This is a genomic window from Desulfovibrio cuneatus DSM 11391 (assembly GCF_000430005.1).
In the GTDB taxonomy this organism is placed as follows: Bacteria; Desulfobacterota; Desulfovibrionia; order Desulfovibrionales; family Desulfovibrionaceae; genus Frigididesulfovibrio; species Frigididesulfovibrio cuneatus.
Genome location: NZ_AUCY01000017.1, coordinates 1 through 20,946 on the forward strand (window position 1 = coordinate 1; position 20,946 = coordinate 20,946).

General features: G+C 50.4%; 19 protein-coding genes. 6 read left to right on the forward strand and 13 right to left on the reverse strand.

What is annotated here, in order from left to right:
* The first annotated feature begins 808 nt into the window (after nucleotides 1-808).
* Complete coding sequence (locus G497_RS18980) at nucleotides 809-3,292, forward strand: ATP-binding protein (protein WP_169726970.1); 2,484 nt, start codon at nucleotides 809-811, stop codon at nucleotides 3,290-3,292.
* Between the two features lie 142 nt (nucleotides 3,293-3,434).
* On the opposite strand, the gene zupT is transcribed toward G497_RS18980, so the two are convergent.
* Nucleotides 3,435-4,268 carry a zinc transporter ZupT gene (gene zupT / locus G497_RS0104760; RefSeq protein WP_027187292.1) on the reverse strand — a complete coding sequence of 278 codons (834 nt, stop codon included), beginning with the start codon at nucleotides 4,266-4,268 and terminating at the stop codon, nucleotides 3,435-3,437.
* A 410-nt stretch (nucleotides 4,269-4,678) separates the two neighbouring features.
* Between zupT and G497_RS0104765 the strand changes: the two genes are divergently transcribed.
* From G497_RS0104765 to polA, 5 genes are all read left to right on the forward strand, one after another.
* Nucleotides 4,679-6,190 carry a histidine kinase N-terminal 7TM domain-containing diguanylate cyclase gene (locus G497_RS0104765; RefSeq protein ID WP_027187293.1) on the forward strand — a complete coding sequence of 504 codons (1,512 nt, stop codon included), beginning with the start codon at nucleotides 4,679-4,681 and terminating at the stop codon, nucleotides 6,188-6,190.
* A gap of 264 nt (nucleotides 6,191-6,454) precedes the next feature.
* Nucleotides 6,455-6,700, forward strand: coding sequence for a hypothetical protein (locus tag G497_RS16780; protein ID WP_034636695.1), 246 nt, complete (start codon nucleotides 6,455-6,457; stop codon nucleotides 6,698-6,700).
* Nucleotides 6,701-6,896: 196 nt separating this feature from the next.
* The gene (locus tag G497_RS16785; protein WP_051257847.1) at nucleotides 6,897-7,493 is read left to right on the forward strand and encodes an N-acetylmuramidase family protein; all 597 of its coding nucleotides are present in this window, start codon (nucleotides 6,897-6,899) and stop codon (nucleotides 7,491-7,493) included.
* 123 nt (nucleotides 7,494-7,616) lie between these two features.
* Nucleotides 7,617-8,120 carry a phage holin family protein gene (locus G497_RS0104785; RefSeq protein WP_027187296.1) on the forward strand — a complete coding sequence of 168 codons (504 nt, stop codon included), beginning with the start codon at nucleotides 7,617-7,619 and terminating at the stop codon, nucleotides 8,118-8,120.
* Nucleotides 8,121-8,243: 123 nt separating this feature from the next.
* Entirely contained in the window at nucleotides 8,244-11,048 is a 2,805-nt protein-coding gene (polA, locus tag G497_RS0104790; protein WP_027187297.1) for a DNA polymerase I, read from the forward strand.
* A 141-nt stretch (nucleotides 11,049-11,189) separates the two neighbouring features.
* On the opposite strand, the gene G497_RS16790 is transcribed toward polA, so the two are convergent.
* The 12 genes from G497_RS16790 to secY form a co-directional block, all read right to left on the reverse strand.
* Nucleotides 11,190-12,362, reverse strand: a complete 1,173-nt coding sequence (locus tag G497_RS16790; RefSeq protein ID WP_051257848.1) for a class I SAM-dependent methyltransferase — start codon at nucleotides 12,360-12,362, stop codon at nucleotides 11,190-11,192.
* A 210-nt stretch (nucleotides 12,363-12,572) separates the two neighbouring features.
* Nucleotides 12,573-14,603 carry an elongation factor G gene (fusA, locus tag G497_RS0104800; RefSeq protein ID WP_439328858.1) on the reverse strand — a complete coding sequence of 677 codons (2,031 nt, stop codon included), beginning with the start codon at nucleotides 14,601-14,603 and terminating at the stop codon, nucleotides 12,573-12,575.
* Between the two features lie 59 nt (nucleotides 14,604-14,662).
* Entirely contained in the window at nucleotides 14,663-15,133 is a 471-nt protein-coding gene (rpsG, locus tag G497_RS0104805; protein WP_027187299.1) for a 30S ribosomal protein S7, read from the reverse strand.
* An 11-nt stretch (nucleotides 15,134-15,144) separates the two neighbouring features.
* On the reverse strand, nucleotides 15,145-15,516 hold the full coding sequence (gene rpsL / locus G497_RS0104810) for a 30S ribosomal protein S12 (RefSeq protein ID WP_027187300.1): 372 nt from the start codon (nucleotides 15,514-15,516) through the stop codon (nucleotides 15,145-15,147).
* 174 nt (nucleotides 15,517-15,690) lie between these two features.
* The gene (rplQ, locus tag G497_RS0104815) at nucleotides 15,691-16,092 is read right to left on the reverse strand and encodes a 50S ribosomal protein L17 (RefSeq protein ID WP_027187301.1); all 402 of its coding nucleotides are present in this window, start codon (nucleotides 16,090-16,092) and stop codon (nucleotides 15,691-15,693) included.
* On the reverse strand, nucleotides 16,082-17,125 hold the full coding sequence (locus G497_RS0104820) for a DNA-directed RNA polymerase subunit alpha (protein WP_027187302.1): 1,044 nt from the start codon (nucleotides 17,123-17,125) through the stop codon (nucleotides 16,082-16,084). The genes rplQ and G497_RS0104820 overlap by 11 nt, the downstream gene beginning before the upstream one ends.
* Before the next feature lie 10 nt (nucleotides 17,126-17,135).
* Entirely contained in the window at nucleotides 17,136-17,762 is a 627-nt protein-coding gene (gene rpsD / locus G497_RS0104825) for a 30S ribosomal protein S4 (RefSeq protein WP_027187303.1), read from the reverse strand.
* Nucleotides 17,763-17,779: 17 nt separating this feature from the next.
* A complete protein-coding gene (rpsK, locus tag G497_RS0104830; protein WP_027187304.1) occupies nucleotides 17,780-18,169 on the reverse strand; it encodes a 30S ribosomal protein S11 in 390 nt (129 codons plus the stop codon).
* A gap of 72 nt (nucleotides 18,170-18,241) precedes the next feature.
* Complete coding sequence (gene rpsM, locus G497_RS0104835) at nucleotides 18,242-18,610, reverse strand: 30S ribosomal protein S13 (RefSeq protein ID WP_027187305.1); 369 nt, start codon at nucleotides 18,608-18,610, stop codon at nucleotides 18,242-18,244.
* Between the two features lie 17 nt (nucleotides 18,611-18,627).
* A complete protein-coding gene (rpmJ, locus tag G497_RS19765) occupies nucleotides 18,628-18,741 on the reverse strand; it encodes a 50S ribosomal protein L36 (protein WP_084515990.1) in 114 nt (37 codons plus the stop codon).
* Between the two features lie 121 nt (nucleotides 18,742-18,862).
* Nucleotides 18,863-19,627 carry a type I methionyl aminopeptidase gene (gene map / locus G497_RS0104840; RefSeq protein WP_027187306.1) on the reverse strand — a complete coding sequence of 255 codons (765 nt, stop codon included), beginning with the start codon at nucleotides 19,625-19,627 and terminating at the stop codon, nucleotides 18,863-18,865.
* Entirely contained in the window at nucleotides 19,627-20,946 is a 1,320-nt protein-coding gene (gene secY / locus G497_RS0104845) for a preprotein translocase subunit SecY (RefSeq protein WP_027187307.1), read from the reverse strand. The genes map and secY overlap by 1 nt, the downstream gene beginning before the upstream one ends.

Consider the following 20,946-nt stretch of genomic DNA (forward strand, 5'->3'; position numbering starts at 1 on the left):
GAAGATGTTAACATAAGCCTCCATGGCAATACTCCCGACTCCATATTGGTCCCCTGTCTGCCAAACGCGGCCAGGGGGCTTTTTTATTGGCCATAAAGGAAGGGAGTTGCCTTCACCCTAGGTTATTCATTACGTACGCTAGCATTAATTGCCAAGTTTATATACATTTCAGACAATAGTACTCCATAACCATTCACGTTTTCACAATGTTGTCACCTTGCTTTATATCTATTTATTGAGTAAGTTACAGCCAAGAACAGCATTATTGTTTTTGTCTCAAGCTCTTCTATGTCAAATCCAGTATTGCTTCTTTCTCGAGTGACTATTCCACTCAACTCCATGCGGTTTTTCTGCTTCACGGAGGAGCAACATTATGTATAGCTGGGCCCCACTTTTTCAGGCATCCAATGCTCACTGCATCATGAACACTCTGGCAGGACTTTACTCACTGCACACAACAGAGGGTATTTTTCTTTCCTGTACAGAAGATATGGCAAGTCTGTTCATGAAAAAACGAAGCAGTATCATTGGATCGAATTTATTTTCAGCATTGCCTTCAGCTATTGCCACAGAGTATAAAGCGGTATTTGCACAATGTATTGCCCAGAAACAGCCTATCTCGTTCAACAATCAAGCTGAATTTCCTGTAGGAGCGAGGCAGCTCACCCTAACAGCGCACCCATTACTGAATGAACAGCAAGAAGTTACTGCGATTTTTCTCTCCCAAAGCACACAAGACTCTGCAAAACTTGTTGAAGATTTGGCCCGGCGCGATGTTCTGCTCCAAGTAACAAGCAAAGCCGCACAGTTGCTTCTTTCTGAAGAAGATAATTTTGATGTAGTTATTAATCAGGTTTTGGGCTTGCTTGGCGAAGCAACCAACGTTGACAGAGTGTATATATGGAGCATCCACCCCAGCCCAAACCCATCAGTGAACCCTGAACTGCACACCACGCAACTTTATGAGTGGTCCGTGGGCGCAGAACCACAACAAGACAGCGAAATTTGCACCAACAGGCCCGTTTCTGAAGCTATCCCCACATGGATTCCCACTTTTATTGCAGGACACTGTGTAAACAACCTGGTGCGAAACATGCCCTGGGAAGAACAGGAACAGCTTTCTCCACAGGGCATCATTTCCATTCTTACAGCACCCATTTTTTTTCATGGTGAACTGTGGGGATTTATTGGTTTTGACAACTGCCATTCAGAACACATGTGGAGCGAACCTGAAGAAAGTATTTTGCGTGCAGCAGGTACCCTGGTGGGAACAGCCATTCACAAACGCCTTGTCAACCAGGCGCTTTTGCAATCACAACAGCGATTTTACAATGTTGCAGAAGCCACGGGCGAAGTTTTATGGACACTGGATAGCCAACATCGTATCGCCTACATTTCTGAAAGGGTTCAATCCGTTCTTGGTTATGCCCCTCAGGAACTGATTGGCAAAGACTGGCGTGTGCTTTTGGCCAATGCTTCCCAATATACTCATAATCCTTTCCTGCAAAACGCTTCTCCCGTGTTCAAGGAAATCAGCATCCAAATGCTGCACAAAAACGGTAGCCTGCGCTGGATGCGTACCTCAGCAAAGTCTGTATTTGATCTTGCCGGCAACATTATTGAAACCAATGGGACCAGCCTGGATATTACTGAAGTTCATGAAGCAAATGATCGTTTACGGCAAGCCAACGAAGCCCTTGAAGAAGCCAACACAAATTTTGCCATGGCAGCCTCCAAGGCCAGCACCCTTGCCCTGGAGGCACAGCAAGCGAACAAAGCAAAGGGCGACTTTATAGCCAACATGAGCCATGAAATTAGAACACCCATGAATGCCATTATGGGTATTATGCACCTTGTGCTGCGTACCGAGCTTTCGGAAAAGCAACGCAACTATCTTGATAAAATTGATTTTGCCTCCAAGGCCCTGCTCCACACCATCAACGATATTCTCGACTTTTCCAAGGTGGATTCCGGCAAGCTTGAAATGGAGCATATTCCCTTTAGCGTTGAAGACATTATGGTCCGAGCACACGACATGGTTCACGCCAGCGCCACAGAAAAGAACTTGCATCTGACCATGAACATTGCCACCCCCACAGGCATTTGCTATTTGGGCGACCCTTTGCGGCTTAACCAGGTGCTCACCAACCTACTGACCAACGCTATAAAATTTACGGACAAGGGCACCATAACCATGGAGGTGTCCATAAAAGAAGAGTGTAATGGTGAGAGAACCCTTCACTTTTCTGTACAAGATAGTGGAATTGGCATTTCCAAAGAACATATGGTGACACTCTTCGACGCTTTCTACCAGGCAGACACAACTGCAACACGTCGCTACGGGGGTGCCGGGCTGGGCCTTACTCTTTGCAAAAATCTTGTCACCCTCATGGGGGGCGATATTCGGTGTGAAAGTACCCTTGGGCAAGGTTCCACATTCCACTTTACAGCCCGTTTCCCCATAGTGGAAAATTCTTCCGGCACCACCATGGGGGGACTGGGAGAGCTCAAAATACTTATACTTAGCCCTGATGGAGCAGAAGGAGCGCTACTGCGTGAGCTGCTGCATTCATTTGGCTGCCAGCAGGTTGTGCTGGCGACCAGCCTTGCCGTGGTGCAGTCGTTACCCATAAGCACCGGGGCTGGTGAGTTTTCCCTTATTTTCATCAGCGATAAATTGAAAGGCTCCCTGCATACTATCGCAGAACAACTGGTAGCTGGCCAGCCACACGTTGTTCCCATCATCATGGCCCTGGCCAGGGAAGCAAACCCCCTGGAAGCAGAAGAACCCATTCATGCTGTGCTACACAACCCTCTTTCTCAGTCCTCCTTATATGAAAGTATAATTCGTGCTTTTGGCAACATGTTGCACAGGTCAGGCAGGCAAGAGGAAGACAACCGTATCCACCAACTCACCCAAGGGCTTTCAGGAAAACGTATCCTGCTGGCCGAGGACAATGACCTGAACCAAATGGTGGCAGAAGATTTGCTCACCCAGTATGGCCTTGGTCTGCACATTGCCAATAATGGAGCCGAAGCCATTCGTGCCCTGGAACAACAACCGTTTGACCTGGTACTTATGGATATTCAGATGCCTGAAATGGATGGCTTAACTGCCACCAAAAAGATTCGGGAGCAAATACGGTTTGCTTCGCTGCCAATTGTTGCCATGACAGCCCACGCCATGCAGGAAGACAAGCAAAAAAGCCTTCACGCTGGCATGAATGACCATATAACCAAGCCAATTAATGCACTTGAGCTCTTCACTTGCCTTGCCCGCTGGCTTAAATAAGCACCCCGCGTAAGCGCAATCCCTCAATACTTATGCCCTTTACACCAATAAACCGCCACAAGGCCTTGTGCCTGTGGCGGTTTATTGTATTCACCGGTTACCCAAAATTTACATTTTGTAAGGCAAGGGAAACAGCCCGCGCTTACTCCAACAAAAGAAGGGAAAACGCCATAACAGCCATGCCAGCAACCAGGCCATAGGTGCAAAGATGATGTTCACCATATTCTTCTGCTGCGGGCAAAAGCTGGTCCAGGGAAATGAACACCATAATGCCTGCAACTGAAGCAAAAAGGACGCCAAACACTGCCGGAGAGAAAAACGGCATAAGGAGAAAATAGCCCACCATTGCCCCCACAGGTTCTGCCAAGCCAGAAAGCAATGAAAGGAAAAAAGCCTTTTTACGGCTTCCTGTGGCATAAAAAAGGGGCACTGAAACGGCTATGCCTTCTGGGATATTATGTATGGCCACGGCCACCGCAATGGCAAACCCAAGTTCCGGGTCTGTAAGCGCGGCAGTGAGTGTTGCCAGCCCTTCTGGAAAGTTGTGAATGGCAATGGCCAGGGCTGCCATCATGCCTGTTCGCTTCAATTTTGCAAAGTCATGCCCTTCATTTTTGGGCAACTGCTCTACCCCGGAATCCATTTCTTCCACGGAATGCAACATGTGCGGGTTTTCATACTCCGGCACGAATTTGTCTATGCCGGCAATAAGAAGAAGACCACCAAAAAAACCCGCCACCGTATACCAGTAAGCAAGGTCTGGGCCAATTTCTGCCCCCAGTGCTGCCCGTGCCTTGGGGAATATTTCTACAAAAGAGACATACAACATGACCCCGGCTGAAAAACCCAGAGCGAGGGAAAGAAAGCGGGTGTTTGTTTGCCGGGTAAAAAAAGCAATGCCAGAGCCTATTCCAGTGGAAAGCCCCGCGAGGAGCGTAAGCCCAAATGCATAAAGCACTGTATCAGTTTCAAACATAGTCACATCCCCAGAGCATTGTAACTTTGAAAGTATACATTGATTTATCAAGTAGCGCATTGGGTTATCAAAGTAACAATCTGGTATAATAAAAAAAACGGCACGCTTCGCGGGTGCCCGCGCAGCGTCCACTAGAAAGCGGCATGCCTCCCTGTTCTATTATACTTTACACAGCCCATAGCCTTTGTCAATTTACGCCCTCCCCTTCCCCCTTGCAGTCAATGGCTGCACCTGCGTTCCTGCGGCATCATTTCTTCTAAAATTAGTAAAAGCCAGACGTACAAAAAAGCTTGCTGCAAACGGCCTGAATACTGTATCATAATCTCTACTTTCGCATAAACCCACACTCTAGCCCCCGGCGCAATTTTTTATTGCCTACAGGGGATCATTATAAACAGGGTTCCAATTTTATGGTCATTCTTTCCGGTTTAGCCGCCTTGGGGGCAATTGCAGTTTGTGTTGCTTCAATCTTCAAGCGAGATACGCTTAAATCGCTCTACTTCAGCTTGCTGGCCCTGGCCGTGGTATTCTACCTGCTGGGCAACTTTTTTGAAGTTGTCAGCACTACCTATGACGCCGCAAAAGTGGCTATGCGCATCACCTACCTTGGTGTTCCCTTCATCCCTACCATCTGGTTTTTTTCCGTTAGGGAATATTGCGGCAAGCCGTTAAAAAATAGTACCATGCTGGCCATGCTGGTAGTGCCCATTTTTTTCGCCTATCTTGCCTACACCTGGGAAAGTAACAGCCTACTGTTCACCGGCATACAATTTTATGGCGAACCAGCCATTAGCCAGCTTGGCTTTATTCCCGGGCCACTTAACCCCTACCGCCTGTTCTATCAATTCGGCATAAACGTCGCTGGTATTCTTACCATTGTGCAGCAATACCGCCACGGAACTCCGCGTTTTCGCAAACAGGCATCCCTTTTTTTGGTTTCCGGCCTGATTCCCTTTTTCACCACAGGCACATTTTTACTGCTCATCGGTTCACGGGTGGTAGACATCACTCCCTTTGGGCTGGTCTTTACCCTGCTGTTGCTTTTTTTCACCATGCAGCGGTATGGCATGCAAAACTTTTCTTCCATCATTAAAGATAATGTGGTGGAAAATATGCTTGAAGGGGTACTGCTGTTTGACCAGGATGGCACCTATATGATGAGTAACAGAACCAGCAAGGTGCTGTTTCCCGAACTGGAAAAAACACCCATAGGCCAGCACCTGGACGCCATGGCCTTTTTGCCTTTTACTGCCAGCGCATTCAGTGCCAATGACGGTGTGCAACAAGAATTTACCCGCAGTTATGACGGCACATTGCGCACCTATAATGTTTCCATAAACCGCGTAAATGCCCGGGGCAAGCTGCTGGGCTACAGCATTACCATTTACAACATCACTTCTTTTAAAAACATTGTAAATGAACTGGAAGTACAGGCCAACCGTGACCCCCTTACAGGAGTCTACAACAGGCGCTTTTTCTTTCAGCGCGGGCAGCTTACCCTTGAACAGGCATGGCGCACAAGAGCCCCTTTAAGTGTCATCATGTTTGACCTGGACTTTTTCAAACGACTCAACGACAGCTATGGCCACCCCTATGGCGATTATGTATTGCGTACAACGGCTGCCTTATGTGTGCAAAACTTGCGGAAAACAGACTGGTTATGCCGCTATGGGGGAGAAGAATTTTGTATTTTACTGCCTGACACTCCTTTAAAGGGAGCCCAGGCAAAAGCAGAATTTATTCGTAATGTCATAAGCCAGCACCCCTTTGAAGAAGAAGGAATACGCAGCACCGTTACGGCCAGCTTTGGTGTTGCTGCCTTGCAGGAATCTGAAATTCCCGAAAGCCTGGAAGACCTGATTAAACGGGCAGATGCAAATTTATATAAGGCAAAAGAGCAGGGAAGAAACTGCGTTGTATAGCAGGAAAACCGCTGAATAACAGTTCCCCAAAATGCCCTTCTCCTCGAAAAGCAGGAAGAAGGGCATTTTTCATTTAGAGAGCCAACTCTTTGTAAAAAGTCCCAAGCGGATTATTGACAAAGACACGCTGCCCAAAGAGCTACGAGAGACCCAGCAGAAGCATACCTTGCCAGAGTGGTGCATTCACCGTGGGACGTGTATCACACAACCAGAACCTGCATGATGCATACCCAGCACTATCCAATTCCCCAAGGAGCTTCCCCCATGGTACGAACCGTTGCCAAGCGTGCCCCCGCACAAAATAACTGCGCACAGTCCATTGAAGGTATCACTGTAGTGATGCAACCCACTCCCCTGCGTTCATTGGCAGAAATTCAGGCTGCATTTGGAGTGAGCCGTGAAAAAATTCGCCAGTGGCACGAATACGGGGCCCCCATCGTCATAAACGAAAAAGGAGGCTACTCTGCTGAATACATGACCCTACACCTGTGGCGATTGACGGGGCAATAGCCACGCAGCCCCCAATCGTGCTTTCCCCTTGCTCCCCCCTGCCCAGCAGGGGTTTTTTATTGCAATAACTAGGTCACGCTAATGGCCGTCAAGCGTTGCAAGGCCCCCTACATCACCCTCCTCTTCCTCCCAGCTTCCCTCCCCCCCCCGGCAAAAGCCCCCCTAGGCTGGCATCAAACACATAAGGAGAGTTTTGATGCCAAACAGCCTTACCATGCCCCACATTCGAACTGCGGCAAAACAACTGCAATGCGATGCCCCTGCGGTGCAGGCCGTGCTGCGTGTGGAAAGTACAGGACGCGGTTTCTTACCAGATGACCGCCCTACCGTTCTTTTTGAAGGACACATTTTCTACCGTCAGCTCATCATGCGGGGAGAAAATGTAGCTAGCCTTTGCAAGGCCTACCCAAGCCTTGTGTTTCCTCACTGGACAAAAGCGCACTACAGCACCAGCACTGGGGAATGGGGTCGCCTTACCACAGCACGGAGCATTCATGAAGAAGCGGCTCTGTGTTCAGCCTCATGGGGGTTATTTCAAATTATGGGGCACAACCACAGGGCATGCGGTTTTGCCACGGTTGGTGCCTTTGTCACTGCCATGCATAAAGGGGAAGAAGAGCACCTTGCCGCTTTTGTGCAATTTGTGAAAACACACGGCCTGGCTGGGCACCTTGCCTCACATAACTGGACAGCCTTTGCCCGCGCCTATAACGGCCCCGGTTATGCCCAGAATGCCTACCACCAACGCCTTGCACAAGCCTATGCCAGCTATAAGGACCAGAACACCCAATAGCCCCGCGGCTGATATTGCAGCCCTGTTGGAATGAATGACGACTATTGCACAACCGCGCCATGCCACGGCTTGGCATACAAACAGATTTCAAGCCAAAGCAGCACAACCCTGAAGGAACTTCCCATGATGCGTGATATCAACACCCTTATAGAAGCCATTGCCGCCCCTGCCATGCTTGCCATGCTGGGCGGGCTGGCACGAGCATGCCGTTTTGGCGCAACCTCCTGGAAGCAATTTTCCGGGGGCATTATCATTTCCGGCTTCACAGGGGTTGTGGTGCACCTGCTGTTGCAGGACATTGACCTAAGTCCCTCCATAAAGTCGGCTATTGTTGCCACGGCAGGCTATTCCGGCGGGGCCATTATGGATGCCCTGGTAGACAAAATACTTTCCGGGGTACGTAACCTGCCAGTGCCGGGGGCTGAAGTCCCCCTCCAGACAACGCAACAATCAATACACCAACAACCCCAGCAAACCGCACAGGAGTGCCCAGAAGCCGCGCACCAGCCTGGGGCCACTCCTACCCCCCAAGAGGCAGCAATGCCCTGGCAAGACTACCCTGTTCAACCTCTGGGCCAAACTCTGAACCAGCCAGTGGCCACCCCTTCCAGCATACAGCAGCAATAAATTACCCCTGAGCCACCATTTCCTGCCAGTATCGCCACAAACCCACCCTTGCGCATTGCCAAAAGTTGCGTTCCCATTTAAGGGTACTCAACACGCTCACTCACTTTTCCCAAGGAACGTATTATGTCTTTACGCAAACGGCTTGGCTTGGCAGGCGAACCACTCTACCTCATGGATGGCTCCGCTTTTGTATACCGGGGGTATTATGCTTTTCAGAACATGGCCCGGTCTGATGGCTTCCCCACCAACGCCCTGTACATAGTAACCCGTATTCTTCTTAAGATGCTGCGGGAAGAACGCCCCAAGCACTTTGCGTTTGTTCTGGACGGCAAAGGGCCTACTTTCCGTAAAGATCTTTTTGAAGCATACAAGGCCCACCGTTCAGCCACACCAGAACCGCTTGTGGCCCAAATAGAGCCCATCAAGGCACTTATGGAACTCTTGGGCGTGCCCTTGATTGTAGCCAACGGTTTTGAGGCGGATGACTACATCGCTTCCTTGGCCTGCCGCTTTCGTGAACAACAGCCTGTGGTTATTGTGGGGGCGGATAAAGACCTGAAGCAATGCCTGCACCAGCAGGTGGTAATGTGGGACCCGGCCAGTAAAGATGAACGCGTCACCACCCTGGCTTCGTTCATTGAAGAAACAGGCATGCAGCCAGATTCCTGGCCAGACTACCAGGCTATTATTGGCGATAGTAGCGACAATATTCCAGGGGTCCCGCAGGTTGGCCCCAAAACGGCCCAGGGCATTATTGATAAATTCCCCACGTTGGAAACACTGTTTGCAGGGTTGGCTTCCTTGCCAGCCAAAGTGCAGGCTCGCTTTGCAGGCATGCACGACGTGTGCTTCATGTACCGAGAACTCACACGCCTGCGAACGGATGTGTGTACAGAACCAACTCTGGAAGATTTGAGCGTTCGTCAACCAGACATGCACAAGCTGCTCGACTTTTTACAGGAATATGAGTTGCGCTCTCTCATGCGGGAAGTGGCTTCCATGGAACGCACTGGCCTTTTTGGGCCAGTAACCTCCCCTCTTGCGGAACAAGACCCCTTTGCCTCACAAGAAGAAACAAGACAAAAACACAGCACCAAAAGCAAGGCAACTTCGCGCCGGGGAACCGCTGGCGGACAAGAACAGGGGCTACTGCTCTTAGCCGCTCCTGCTTCCCATGGGGCGCAGCCTTCCCCCGGCCACGCCCCGGCCCAGCAACCCATGGGCCAAGGTAGCCTGCTGGACATGGCTTCTGCACCTCCTGCGGCCCCTGTGGTACCTGTTACTGTTGCAATTGCCAGTACCACAGCTCAACTGCCACAAACAGGCAAGCGCATTGCCCTGTTGCCCCAGGGGGAGCATATGCTGGTGGCTTCCACAACATGGCAGCGAATATATACCGGCCCTGCACACGACCTGGCCCAATGGCTGCACGAAAGCAGCGCACACGTTCTGGGGGCAGATACCAAAGCCCTGTGTACCACATATTTTACCTTGAACGGCGTTGCCACGCTTCCATGGTTCGACCTTTCCCTGGCCGCATATTTGCTCAGCCCGGAAGAACGTACCTATGACTTTACCCAACTTGTTCACCGCTATGCCGAGCAAAGCGCCAGCCTGCATACAGTGGAAGAAGCCCCTGGCTTGCTGGCCCTGGACCTGGCAGAATACCTGCAAGAACAATTGCTGGCCCTGGACCTGATGCCTGTTTTTACTGGCTTGGAAATGCCCCTGGTGCCTGTTCTGGCCCGCATGGAAGAACGGGGCATTACCCTGGATACAACTGCCTTCAGCGACTTTTTACAGGAAGTGCAGCAAAACCTAGAACAGCTTACCCTACGTATTTACCAACAGGCTGGATTCCCCTTTAATATTCGTTCCAGCCAACAACTGGCCGATGTGCTGTTTACCAGCCTGGCTCTGCCCAAGGCAGGCAAAACAAAGGGGGGGGCCATGTCCACCTCGCAGGAAGCACTGGAAAAACTCCAGGGAAAGCACCCCATCATCAACTCGCTGCTGGAATACCGCAAGCTGGAAAAATTGCGGTCGACCTACCTTGAACCCCTGCCACGCCTGGCAGATGCCGCAGGCCGCATACACACCACATTTAACCAAACAGCCACGGCAACAGGCAGACTTTCTTCCAGCAACCCCAACATGCAGAATATTCCTGTGCGCGGCGCCTTTGGTAGCCGCATGCGGGCATGTTTTATTGCAGCTCCGGAAAAAGTGCTTGTGTGTGCTGATTATTCGCAAATTGAGCTGCGGGTACTTGCACACCTCTCCCAAGACGCGACCCTGCTTTCAGCCTTCAGAAACAATGAAGACATTCACACCCGCACTGCTGGCTTACTGTTTGACACCCCCTTGCAGGAAGTGACGCCAGACCAGCGGCGTAATGCCAAAACTATTAACTTTGGCCTTATTTATGGCATGGGGGCGCAAAAACTGGCGGCTGAATTGCAAATCCCCATGAAAGAAGCCAAAGAATTTATAGAGCGCTATTTTGCCAGATTCCAGCGCCTGAAAGAGTTTTATGACTCTATAGAAGAAGAAGCGCGGGAAAATGGGTTTGTAGCCACCATGGCAGGGCGGCGCAGGCTTACCCCTGACCTGGTTTCAAGCAACAACCAGCTACGTTCTCAGGCCCGGCGCCAGGCCATTAACACCCGCATTCAGGGCAGCGCAGCAGACATTATTAAACTGGCCATGATTGCCGTGGAAAACGATGCCGCGCTTGCAGCACTGGAAGCACGCCTGCTCTTGCAAATACACGACGAATTGCTGCTGGAGGTTGCCCCGCACAACGCCGAACCCGCAGCAAAGCGCCTGGCAGAGCTAATGGAGGCTGTCACCCCAGGGAGCGAAACCCTTTCTGTGCCCCTGCTGGTTGAAGCTGGCATTGGCCACACCTGGGCCGATGCCCATTAAGGAATGAGGAGAGAGCAATAGAAATAGAGGCCGCGCAAGCAACATGCGGCCGTACTCACCATACCTGCAATAACAGAAGCGCCGCAGATCTCTTTGAACGGGGAACTGCGGCGCTTGCTTATGGCAGAAAAGTGAGAAAAGCTACTGGCCTGGACGGAGCCTGCGTTTTTGCTCTTTACCAAAATACCAGTGATGGTAGCTGGCGCTGGGCATTGCCCCATCAGCCACGGCTTGCGCCACATCCGGGTTTGCCGCAAGGTACGCTTCTTCATCTATCAGGTATTGTCGTTCAAGATACTTGCTATAGGCTAGATAATGGGCATAGGGCGGGCGTTTAGTGACCCAGTTCCTACCTCCATAAGCAGAGAACAAAGCCACATCCACCACGAAAAAACCTGCATCTTGGCAAACGCCAGCCACCTCAAGGCGATATTCTTCTGGAATATACTGTTCCAGCACAAAATCCTTTCCACCAGCCAATGAACAGCATAAGCGCACAAACTCTGGGAGCAGGCCACTTGCAGCAATGGCACGTGTAATTTGCGGGGGAATCATGTGCCGGGTCCCTTCCACAAACACCATATGGGCTTTCAAGGCATCACTCGTGGCAACGCCGCCATCAGCTATCTTGTGGTACAGTGCCTCGCCGAATATTCGCGGGATTTCGGGGCGTAAGAGCGCGCTGGCAACACTGCTTTTACCCGAATAATGGGCGTCCATGAACAACACAGCCAGGGGCCGCTTGTGCTGCACATGGAACACGTGGCGGCCTAATGGGTCACCTGCCTGCTGTACACTGGGCCCCATATATTTAAAGGCATAGGAAGCCAGCATGCTGGAAACTTTGGCAAACGTAGGGAACAGGCGAATATCATATTCCCCTTGTCGCATGGCTCTTTTTACAGGAACAAAGGAGTCTTCCTCACTTTCAACCACCCCGATTTCCAAAACAAGTACACCGCTGGGGTCAAGCCGTTCCATTAGCCTGTGAATAAACGCTTCCTGGTCCGGCGCATAATGCAGGGCGGAAAGGCATAAAATAACGTCATACATGCGGGAGCCAAGAGAATTCCAGTCTGAGCAGGAAAAGGAACACGAAGGGAACCATGCCTTGGCATTGGCAATAAATTGCGGGCTATAATCAATGCCGTGTACATAAGATGCCTTCTGGAATGCAGCCCAGCCGCAGAAATAGCCTTCATTACAGCCAACATCGAGCACCCGTTTGCCCTGTAATACAGGAAGGGAAAGGGAGAGAAGTTTATGAAAGCTGTTTGAAGAACCTTTTTGCCAGGGAAAATCATGATACGCCATTGTATACCTCAATGACAAAAAAAGATTGATGGTGAGTTCAATGCCTGGGCAATGGAACGGGGCACCAATAAGAGTCAACGGAATTCATGGGCAAGACTCTGCCTTGGTTCTTACCGAGGCAAAACTTGCCCTAAAACATGCTATCCTCTTAGTAATACAAAAAGCGCGCCACATTGCTGCGGCGCGCTTTATTAGAAGAGAAAAAAAGGATTAGTTTTTCTTCTTCACAACGTCTTCTGCAAGGTTTGCAGGCAAACGTTCGTAGTGATGGAACTGCATGGTAAAGTTAGCACGGCCTTGTGTTTTGGAACGAAGGTCCGTTGCATACCCGAACATTTCAGAAAGCGGCACCTGGGCGCGAACGCTTTGTGAACCGACGCGGGCTTCCATGCTTTGTACACGGCCCCGGCGGCTGTTCAAGTCGCCCATAACTTCGCCAACATAGTCGTCTGGGGTAACAACTTCCACATCCATGATGGGTTCAAGCAGCACAGGGCCGCTTTTTTGCATAGCTTCTTTAATAGCCATGGAACCAGCAATGTAGAAGGCCTGTTCGGAGGAGTCTACCTCGTGGTAGGAACCGAATGTCAGGGTTACCTTCACGTCTACTACGGGGAAGCCAGCAACCACACCGCTCTTCAGGGCGTCTTGAATCCCTTTATCAATGGCAGGAATGTATTCCTTAGGAATAACACCACCACTGATGCTGTTCACAAACTCGTACCCTTTTTCAAAGTTCGGCTCGATTTCAATGACGCAATGGCCGTATTGACCGCGACCACCAGACTGCTTGGCATACTTCATGTCAGACTTGCCAGGCTTGGAAATGGTTTCGCGGTAGGCAACCTGTGGTTTCCCAACGTTGGCGTTCACGTTGAATTCGCGGGTAAGGCGGTCAACAATGATTTCAAGGTGCAATTCGCCCATACCAGCAATCAGAGTCTGGTTGGTTTCTTCGTCACCTTTTACGCGGAAGGAAGGATCTTCTTTGGCAAGCTTGTTGAGTGCAGCAGAAAGGGCATCACGGTCAGCTTTTGTTTTGGGCTCAATGGCCACTTCAATTACTGGCTCGGGAATATTGAGGGACTCAAGCTTCACAGGGCGATCAACGGAACAAATGGTATCGCCTGTGGAAACCTGCTTCAAACCAACAATAGCAACAATGTCGCCTGCGCCGGCCCATTTCACTTCTTCGCGCTTGTTGGCATGCATCTGCAGCAAACGACCAACACGGTCTTTTTTCCCGGTGGTTGTGTTCAGCACAGTTTGGCCAGACTCAAGCATCCCGGAATAGATACGGAAGAAGGAAAGGTGCCCGATGTAGGGGTCGGAAAACAGCTTGAACACAAGCCCTGCAAGGGGTTCATTGTCATCGCTGTGGCAAACAATTTCTTCTTCTTCCTTATCAGGGTTTATACCTACCATCTGCTCAATATCAAGCGGGGAAGGCAGGTAAGCTACCACAGCATCCAGCAAAGGCTGCACACCAAGGTTACGGAAGGCAGAACCGCAAAGAACAGGGACAATTTTCTGGCCAATGGTTGCGCGACGAATGCAGGTTTGAATTTCTTCGACGGTAAGCTCTTCACCACCAAGATATTTTTCCAGCAAAACCTCATCTTCTTCAGCAACGGAGTCCAACAGCACAGCACGCATTTCAGCAACCTTTTCTTTCAGGTCGTCTGGTACTGCAGTTACCACAAGCTCTTTGCCTTTTGTGCTTTTATCAAACACAATGGCCTGCTCGGTAACCAAGTCCACAACACCTTCAAGAAGGTCTTCTGCGCCGATGGGAATTTGGAGCACAACCGGCTTTGCTTTCAGGCGGTCGCGAATCATATCAACACAACGGAAGAAGTTCGCACCAACACGGTCCATCTTGTTTACAAAGCAAAGACGGGGAACACCGTAGTTGTTTGCCTGGCGCCAAACGGTTTCGCTCTGTGGCTCAACACCAGCCACAGCATCAAAAACAGCAATGGCACCATCAAGCACGCGCAGGGAACGTTCCACTTCCATTGTGAAGTCAACGTGCCCAGGGGTGTCAATGATATTCAGACGGTGATCTTTCCAAAAGCATGTTGTGGCAGCAGAGGTAATGGTAATACCGCGCTCCTGCTCCTGGGCCATCCAGTCCATGGTGGCTGCACCATCGTGTGTTTCGCCAATTTTATGGGAAACACCGGTGTAATACAAAATCCGTTCAGTTGTAGTGGTCTTGCCAGCATCAATGTGAGCCATGATGCCGAAGTTACGCTGATTTTGAAGTGAGGTTTGTCTGGACACTCTTCAACTCCCGGCTACCAACGGTAATGGGCGAAGGCTTTGTTTGCTTCGGCCATACGGTGGGTATCTTCACGTTTTTTCACTGCACCACCACGGCTGTTGTATGCATCAAGAAACTCAGCAGTGAGTTTGTTAACCATACCTTTCTCACCGCGTGCACGGGAGTAAGAAATAAGCCAGCGAAGTGCAAGGGAAATTTGGCGGTCAGGGCGCACATCCATAGGCACTTGGTACGTAGCACCGCCAACGCGGCGAGCTTTAACTTCAGACTGGGGCTTAACGTTTTCAACAACCTTTTCAAAAGCCTTCAAAGGCTCATCATTGGTTTTTTCGCCAAGCTGGGCAAGGGCACCGTACAGAATTTTTTCTGCAACGCCTTTTTTGCCGTTATACATGAGACGGTTAATGAAACGAGCTACAAGACGGCTATTATAAATAGGATCAGGCAGCACTTCTCTTCTTGGAACTGGACCTTTACGCGGCATGGAATAACTCCTTATTTAGGACGCTTGGCACCGTACTTGGAGCGGCTTTTACGACGATCCGCCACACCGGCGGTATCAAGGGTGCCACGCACAATGTGGTAGCGGACACCAGGAAGGTCTTTTACCCGGCCACCGCGGATCATTACCACGGAGTGCTCTTGAAGGTTGTGACCTTCACCAGGAATGTAAGCTGTCACTTCAAGGCCGTTGGTCAAGCGAACGCGGGCAACTTTACGCAACGCAGAGTTTGGCTTCTTCGGCGTTGTTGTATACACGCGAGTGCACACGCCGCGCCGCTGCGGGCATTCTTGAAGAGCAGGAGTCTTCTTGCGCTTCAAAATTGCCTTGCGCTCTTTACGAATGAGCTGATTAATGGTGGGCATTATGCTCCTCCGGTATTATCATAGGTGTTCAAAACAAAGCAGGACTATTTAAACCATATAATGGCTGCTGTCAAGCAAGCTCACTGAGCCTGCCCTTTTTCACCCTGCCCTGTTCAGGGAGTGTAAAATGAAAGAGCCCCGCAGGGCCCTTTCATTTTTGAAAAGCGCTTAAGACTAAGCCTCTTCTTTCGCCTCTGCCCCTGCTTCACTTTTGGCGGCAGGCTGCTTTACAAACTCAATAATGGCTAGAGGGGCAGCATCGCCCTTGCGTGGCTGAGCAAGCTTAACTACACGGGTGTAACCACCTGTGGAGGTAAACAGCGGACCAATCTCGTCAAAAAGACGGGCAACAAGGGTTCTGTCACCAAGAGTTGCATAGGCTTGGCGTCTTGCGTGAACGTCGTTGCGAAGCGCAAGGGTAATAAGGGGTTCAACAACGCCGCGAAGGGTTTTAGCCTTGGCAAGGGTAGTTGTAATACGCCCATTTTTTACCAGTGCGATAGCAAGGTTTTTTAACAGTGCCTTTCTATGGGAGGGCGTTCTGTTGAACTTCCGGCCTGCTTTCTTATGTCTCATTTTGCTGCTTCCTCTTCCATTCCTGATATTTCTTTTCGAAGTTATCCAACTTCATGCCGAAATCAAGGCTCATTTCATCCAGCACACGGCGGATTTCATCCAAAGACTTCTTGCCAAAGTTCTTCGTCTTCAGCATGTCAGCCTCGTGGCGCTGTACAATTTCGCCTACCAGCGTAATGTTGGCGCTTTTCAGGCAATTGGTAGCGCGAACAGAAAGCTCAAGCTCGTCAATGGACTTGAACAGGTTTTCGTTCAGTTCGCTCACGCCGCTGCTGCTTCCTTCCGCAGCGGCAGAAATGCCCTCATCAAAGTTAATGAACACAGTAAGCTGGTCTTTCAGTATCTTAGCACTATAAGACAAAGCGTCTTCAGGGCTAACAGACCCATCGGTCCAAACTTCAAGAAGGAGCTTGTCGTAGTTGGTCATTTGCCCAACACGAGCCTGCTCAACTGTGTATGCCACTTTCCGTACAGGAGCAAAGCTGGCGTCAAGGGCAATCAGCCCAATGTCCTCGCCGAGCCCTTCATGCATATCAGCAGGCACATAGCCTTTCCCCATACGTACTTCTAATTCAATTTCAAGCTCAAGGGGCGAAGTTACTGTGAACAGGTGCAGTTCCGGGTTCAGCACTTCTACATGCTGTGTGCATTTAATGCCAGCAGCAGTCACAGTGCCTGTTCCGGAAACGGAAAGGGTCAGACGCTGCGGTTCCTCCGTATCCATGGCAAAGCGTATTTGTTTCACGTTCAGTATAATATCTGTAACGTCTTCAAGTACGCCTTCTATGGTGGTGAACTCGTGCTGCACACCGGAAAACTTGACGGAAACACACGCTGCGCCCTGCAAAGAAGAAAGAAGTACACGGCGCATCGCGTTGCCCATGGTCGTACCATAGCCCCGCTCAAGCGGTTCGCAGACAAACTTGCCGTACAGACGGTCTTCTGCACCGGAAGCACGTATAACGTGCTCCGGCTTTACCAGTTCCGACCAGTTCCGTGCGTTGATGAGCCTGTCACCATGTTTAAAGATCATGATTCACCCGTTATTTGGAGTAGTATTCGACGATCAGATCCTCGTTGATGGGGCTCTGAATGTCCTCACGTTGCGGCATCGCTTTCACAACACCGCGGAAAGCCGAGGCGTCAGCTTCAAGCCATGCAGGGCAACCGCGACGGGCAATAGCACCCTGAGCGTCTGCAATGACAGCAATTTTACGCTTCTTCTCAGGCACTTCAACGATGTCACCAACGTTAACAAGCTGGGAAGGAATGTTGGCCTTGTGGCCATTCAGCGTAAAGATACCGTGGCGAACAAGCTGGCGTGCCTGCTGGCGGGAATGGGCAAAACCCAAGCGGTATACTACGCTGTCCAAGCGGCGTTCAAGGCTTATAAGCAGGTTTGCACCTGTAACGCCTTTTGCCATGTCAGCTTTAGTGAAGTAGTTAAGAAACTGCGTTTCAAGAACGCCGTACATGCGGCGCACTTTTTGCTTTTCACGCAGTTGGGTTGCGTAGTCTGTTGCCTTTTTACGGGTACGACCATGCTGCCCAGGTGCATAAGGGCGACGATCAAAGGCGCATTTATCCGTAAAGCAACGGTCGCCTTTAAGCATTAACTTGCTACCTTCACGACGGCAAAGGCGGCATTTGGATTCATTATACTTGGCCAAGGGTCTTCCTCCTTAGCTTAAACGCGACGCCGCTTTGGAGGGCGGCAACCGTTGTGAGGAATGGGAGTAATATCACGGATAAAAGCCACTTTAAAACCAGCGTTGTTAATTGCACGCATGGCAGATTCCCGGCCAGAGCCAGGGCCAAGTACATAAACGCCTACGGTACGCATGCCGTTTTCCTGTGCTTTACGTGCAGCTTGTTCGGCAGCAACTTGCGCAGCAAAAGGAGTGGACTTACGGGAGCCCTTGAAACCGGCTTGGCCGCAGCTCGCCCAGCTAATGGCATTGCCGCGCGTATCGGTAAATGTAATTATGGTATTGTTAAACGTTGCCTGAATATGGGCAAGCCCCACAGGCACGTTTTTCTTTTCCTTCTTTTTCACAGAACGTTTGGCTTTTGCCATGTCACACTCTCGATGGATTGCGATTAAATAACGGTTCCCCTAGCTGTGCATGGAAGCACAGGGGGTGCGCCCCTATTTTTTCTTGTTTGCTACAGCGCGGCGCGGCCCTTTACGGGTGCGTGCGTTAGTTTTTGTACGCTGCCCGCGCAGGGGCAAACCCTTGCGGTGGCGCAGGCCACGGTAGCAACCTACGTCCATCAAACGCTTGATGTTGGCTGCAACCTCACGACGAAGGTCACCTTCGACCTTGTAGTTTTGTTCAATTTCTTTACGAAGTTCATTGACTTCATCAGAGGAGAGGTCATCAATACCTCGCGCCCAGTCAATTCCTTTCGCGTCAAGAATACGCAAAGCTGTGGCTCTGCCAATTCCAAAAATATAGGTAAGAGCGATATCGGCACGCTTGCCGCGTGGCAAATCTACACCTGCGAGTCTGGCCACTGGAAACTCCTCGTTGCCTAGCCCTGGCGCTGCTTGTGCCGGGGGTTATCGCAAATTACACGCAAAATGCCATGGCGACGAATTACTTTGCACTTAGCGCAAATCTTTTTCACCGAAGGCCGTACTTTCATGACATACTCCACAAACTGTTTATTCATTCTGTCAAGGGGGGGGATTCACGTTAGAACGGAAATTACTAGCACCGCTCAAAAAGCGAGTCAACCAAAAAATCCCAAACAGAACGAGGCATGATTAAGCCAGGCTTAATATTTCCGGGCCTTTTGCCGTAATGGCCACACTGTGTTCAAAATGGGCAGAAATTTTTCTATCCCTGGTCACAGCAGTCCAGTTATCCGCAAGAATGTCCACTTCGTGGGTTCCCAAGGCTAACATGGGCTCAAGGGCCAGCACCATGCCCACTTTTAACGGCAATGAAGCCCCAAAAGCGGGAACAAAATTGGGCACTTCTGGCTTTTCGTGCAGGCTACGGCCAATGCCGTGCCCAACAAAACGCCGGATTATTGCCAAATTATGCTTTTCAGCATGTGTCTGAATGGCTGCTGAAATATCGCGCAGGTTGCCACCAGGTTTGGCTGCATCAACGCCAGCCATCAGGCATTCCTTTGTAACACGCATCAGCCTTTCAGCCTCGGCGCTTACCGCCCCCACTGCAACAGTGCGGGCGGAATCGCCGATAAAACCTTGGTACTCAACACCCATATCAAAGCTAACAATGTCTCCCTCTTTCAGGAGCCGCTGGGATGGGAAGCCGTGTACCACTTCTTCATTCACCGAACAACAAAGGGCAAAAGGAAAACCTTGATACCCCATAAATGCTGGGCGAACATTATACGTTCTGCAAAGGTCCTGGGCTATTTCTTCAAAGCGCATGGTGGGCACGCCTGGGGCAGCTTCCTTGCTCATTGCTTCAAGAATTTGAGCAACAAACCGGTTGGCCTCACGCATTACACCAATTTCATTCTCGTTTTTAAGAAAAACGCCGCGGAAAACCTTCACTATTGATACCGTCCCTTTATCTTTGTCTTGCCAAGAATGCCTTCATACTGCCGGGAAATAAGGTAAGAATTTACCTGACTCATGAAGTCCATGGCTACCCCAACCACAATCAGTACACTGGTTCCTCCGAAAAGGAACGGAATGCCGAATTGTGTTTGCAGAATAACCGGCAAGATGCAGACAGCAGTAATATACATGGCACCCCAAAGGGTAATGCGGGTAAGCACTGCGTCAATATATTCTTGTGTTTTATCACCAGGACGGATGCCTGGTACAAAGCCACCCTGCTTTTTCAGATTCTCAGCAATATCTTTGGGATCAAAAATGATAGCTGTGTAGAAATAGCAGAAGAATATAATGAGAGCCACGTAAAGGAGGTTATACACAAGGCTTGTATGCCGGAACATCTGGGCGATGTTCTGCAACCATGGGGCAGAGGCAAACTCGGCCAGGGTTGCAGGAAACATAAGCAAGCTACCTGCAAAGATGGGAGGAATAACACCCGCAGTGTTCAACCGCAAGGGTAAGTGCGTGGTTTGGCCACCAAATACCTTGCGCCCCTGTTGCCGCTTGGCATAATGCACGGGAATGCGCCGTTGGGCACGTTCCACAAAAATAATCCCAAGCATAACCACAGGAATAAGCACTACAAGAGCAATTCCAACTAGGGGTGAAATTGTTGCCCCGATTTGTGAAACAGTATTGATCACAGCCCTGGGAATGGAGGCGACGATACCTGAAAAAATAATCAAGGATACGCCGTTCCCAATGCCCTTGGTCGTAATCTGTTCCCCAAGCCACATAAGCAACATGGTACCTGTTGTCATGGTGAGTACGGTAATGAATTGGAACATAAGCCCCGCTTCAAGTACAACACTCATTCCAGTAACAGGACTTTTCTGCCCCTGAATAAGATTGGCAAGACCAAATGCTTGCACAGCGGAAATAAGCACAGCAAGGTATCTGGTGTACTGGGTGACCTTCTTCTTCCCGGCCCCCCCTTCCTCACGCGCCATGCGCTTGAGGTCGGGGTTAAGCACCTGCATCAATTGCATGATGATGGAAGCCGAGATGTAAGGCATTACCCCCAGCGCAAAGATAGAAAACTGGCTAAGCCCACCGCCGGAAAACATATCGAGCATGCCGATAAGGTTATTGGAGGCAAATTTCTTGAAGAACTCTGCCATTGCTACCGGGTCAATACCGGGCAGAGGTACGTGAATACCCACCCGGTATGCGAGCAGCAGCATAAACGTCCAGCCAAGCTTTTTCCAAAGCTCAGGCATGTGCGCCAAGCTTTTCGCCCCTTGCGCAGACAC

Coding starts and splice junctions, on each gene's coding strand:
- rpmJ (WP_084515990.1), bottom strand. CDS start 18,741: ATGAAAGTACGGCCTTCGGTGAAAAAGATTTGCGCTAAGTGCAAAGTA.
- G497_RS0104785 (WP_027187296.1), top strand. CDS start 7,617: ATGATGCGTGATATCAACACCCTTATAGAAGCCATTGCCGCCCCTGCC.
- rplQ (WP_027187301.1), bottom strand. CDS start 16,092: ATGAGACATAAGAAAGCAGGCCGGAAGTTCAACAGAACGCCCTCCCAT.
- polA (WP_027187297.1), top strand. CDS start 8,244: ATGTCTTTACGCAAACGGCTTGGCTTGGCAGGCGAACCACTCTACCTC.
- G497_RS16780 (WP_034636695.1), top strand. CDS start 6,455: ATGGTACGAACCGTTGCCAAGCGTGCCCCCGCACAAAATAACTGCGCA.
- fusA (WP_439328858.1), bottom strand. CDS start 14,603: ATGGCTCACATTGATGCTGGCAAGACCACTACAACTGAACGGATTTTG.
- zupT (WP_027187292.1), bottom strand. CDS start 4,268: ATGTTTGAAACTGATACAGTGCTTTATGCATTTGGGCTTACGCTCCTC.
- G497_RS16790 (WP_051257848.1), bottom strand. CDS start 12,362: ATGGCGTATCATGATTTTCCCTGGCAAAAAGGTTCTTCAAACAGCTTT.
- G497_RS0104820 (WP_027187302.1), bottom strand. CDS start 17,125: ATGATCTTTAAACATGGTGACAGGCTCATCAACGCACGGAACTGGTCG.
- rpsG (WP_027187299.1), bottom strand. CDS start 15,133: ATGCCGCGTAAAGGTCCAGTTCCAAGAAGAGAAGTGCTGCCTGATCCT.
- G497_RS0104765 (WP_027187293.1), top strand. CDS start 4,679: ATGGTCATTCTTTCCGGTTTAGCCGCCTTGGGGGCAATTGCAGTTTGT.
- rpsK (WP_027187304.1), bottom strand. CDS start 18,169: ATGGCAAAAGCCAAACGTTCTGTGAAAAAGAAGGAAAAGAAAAACGTG.
- G497_RS16785 (WP_051257847.1), top strand. CDS start 6,897: ATGCCAAACAGCCTTACCATGCCCCACATTCGAACTGCGGCAAAACAA.
- rpsL (WP_027187300.1), bottom strand. CDS start 15,516: ATGCCCACCATTAATCAGCTCATTCGTAAAGAGCGCAAGGCAATTTTG.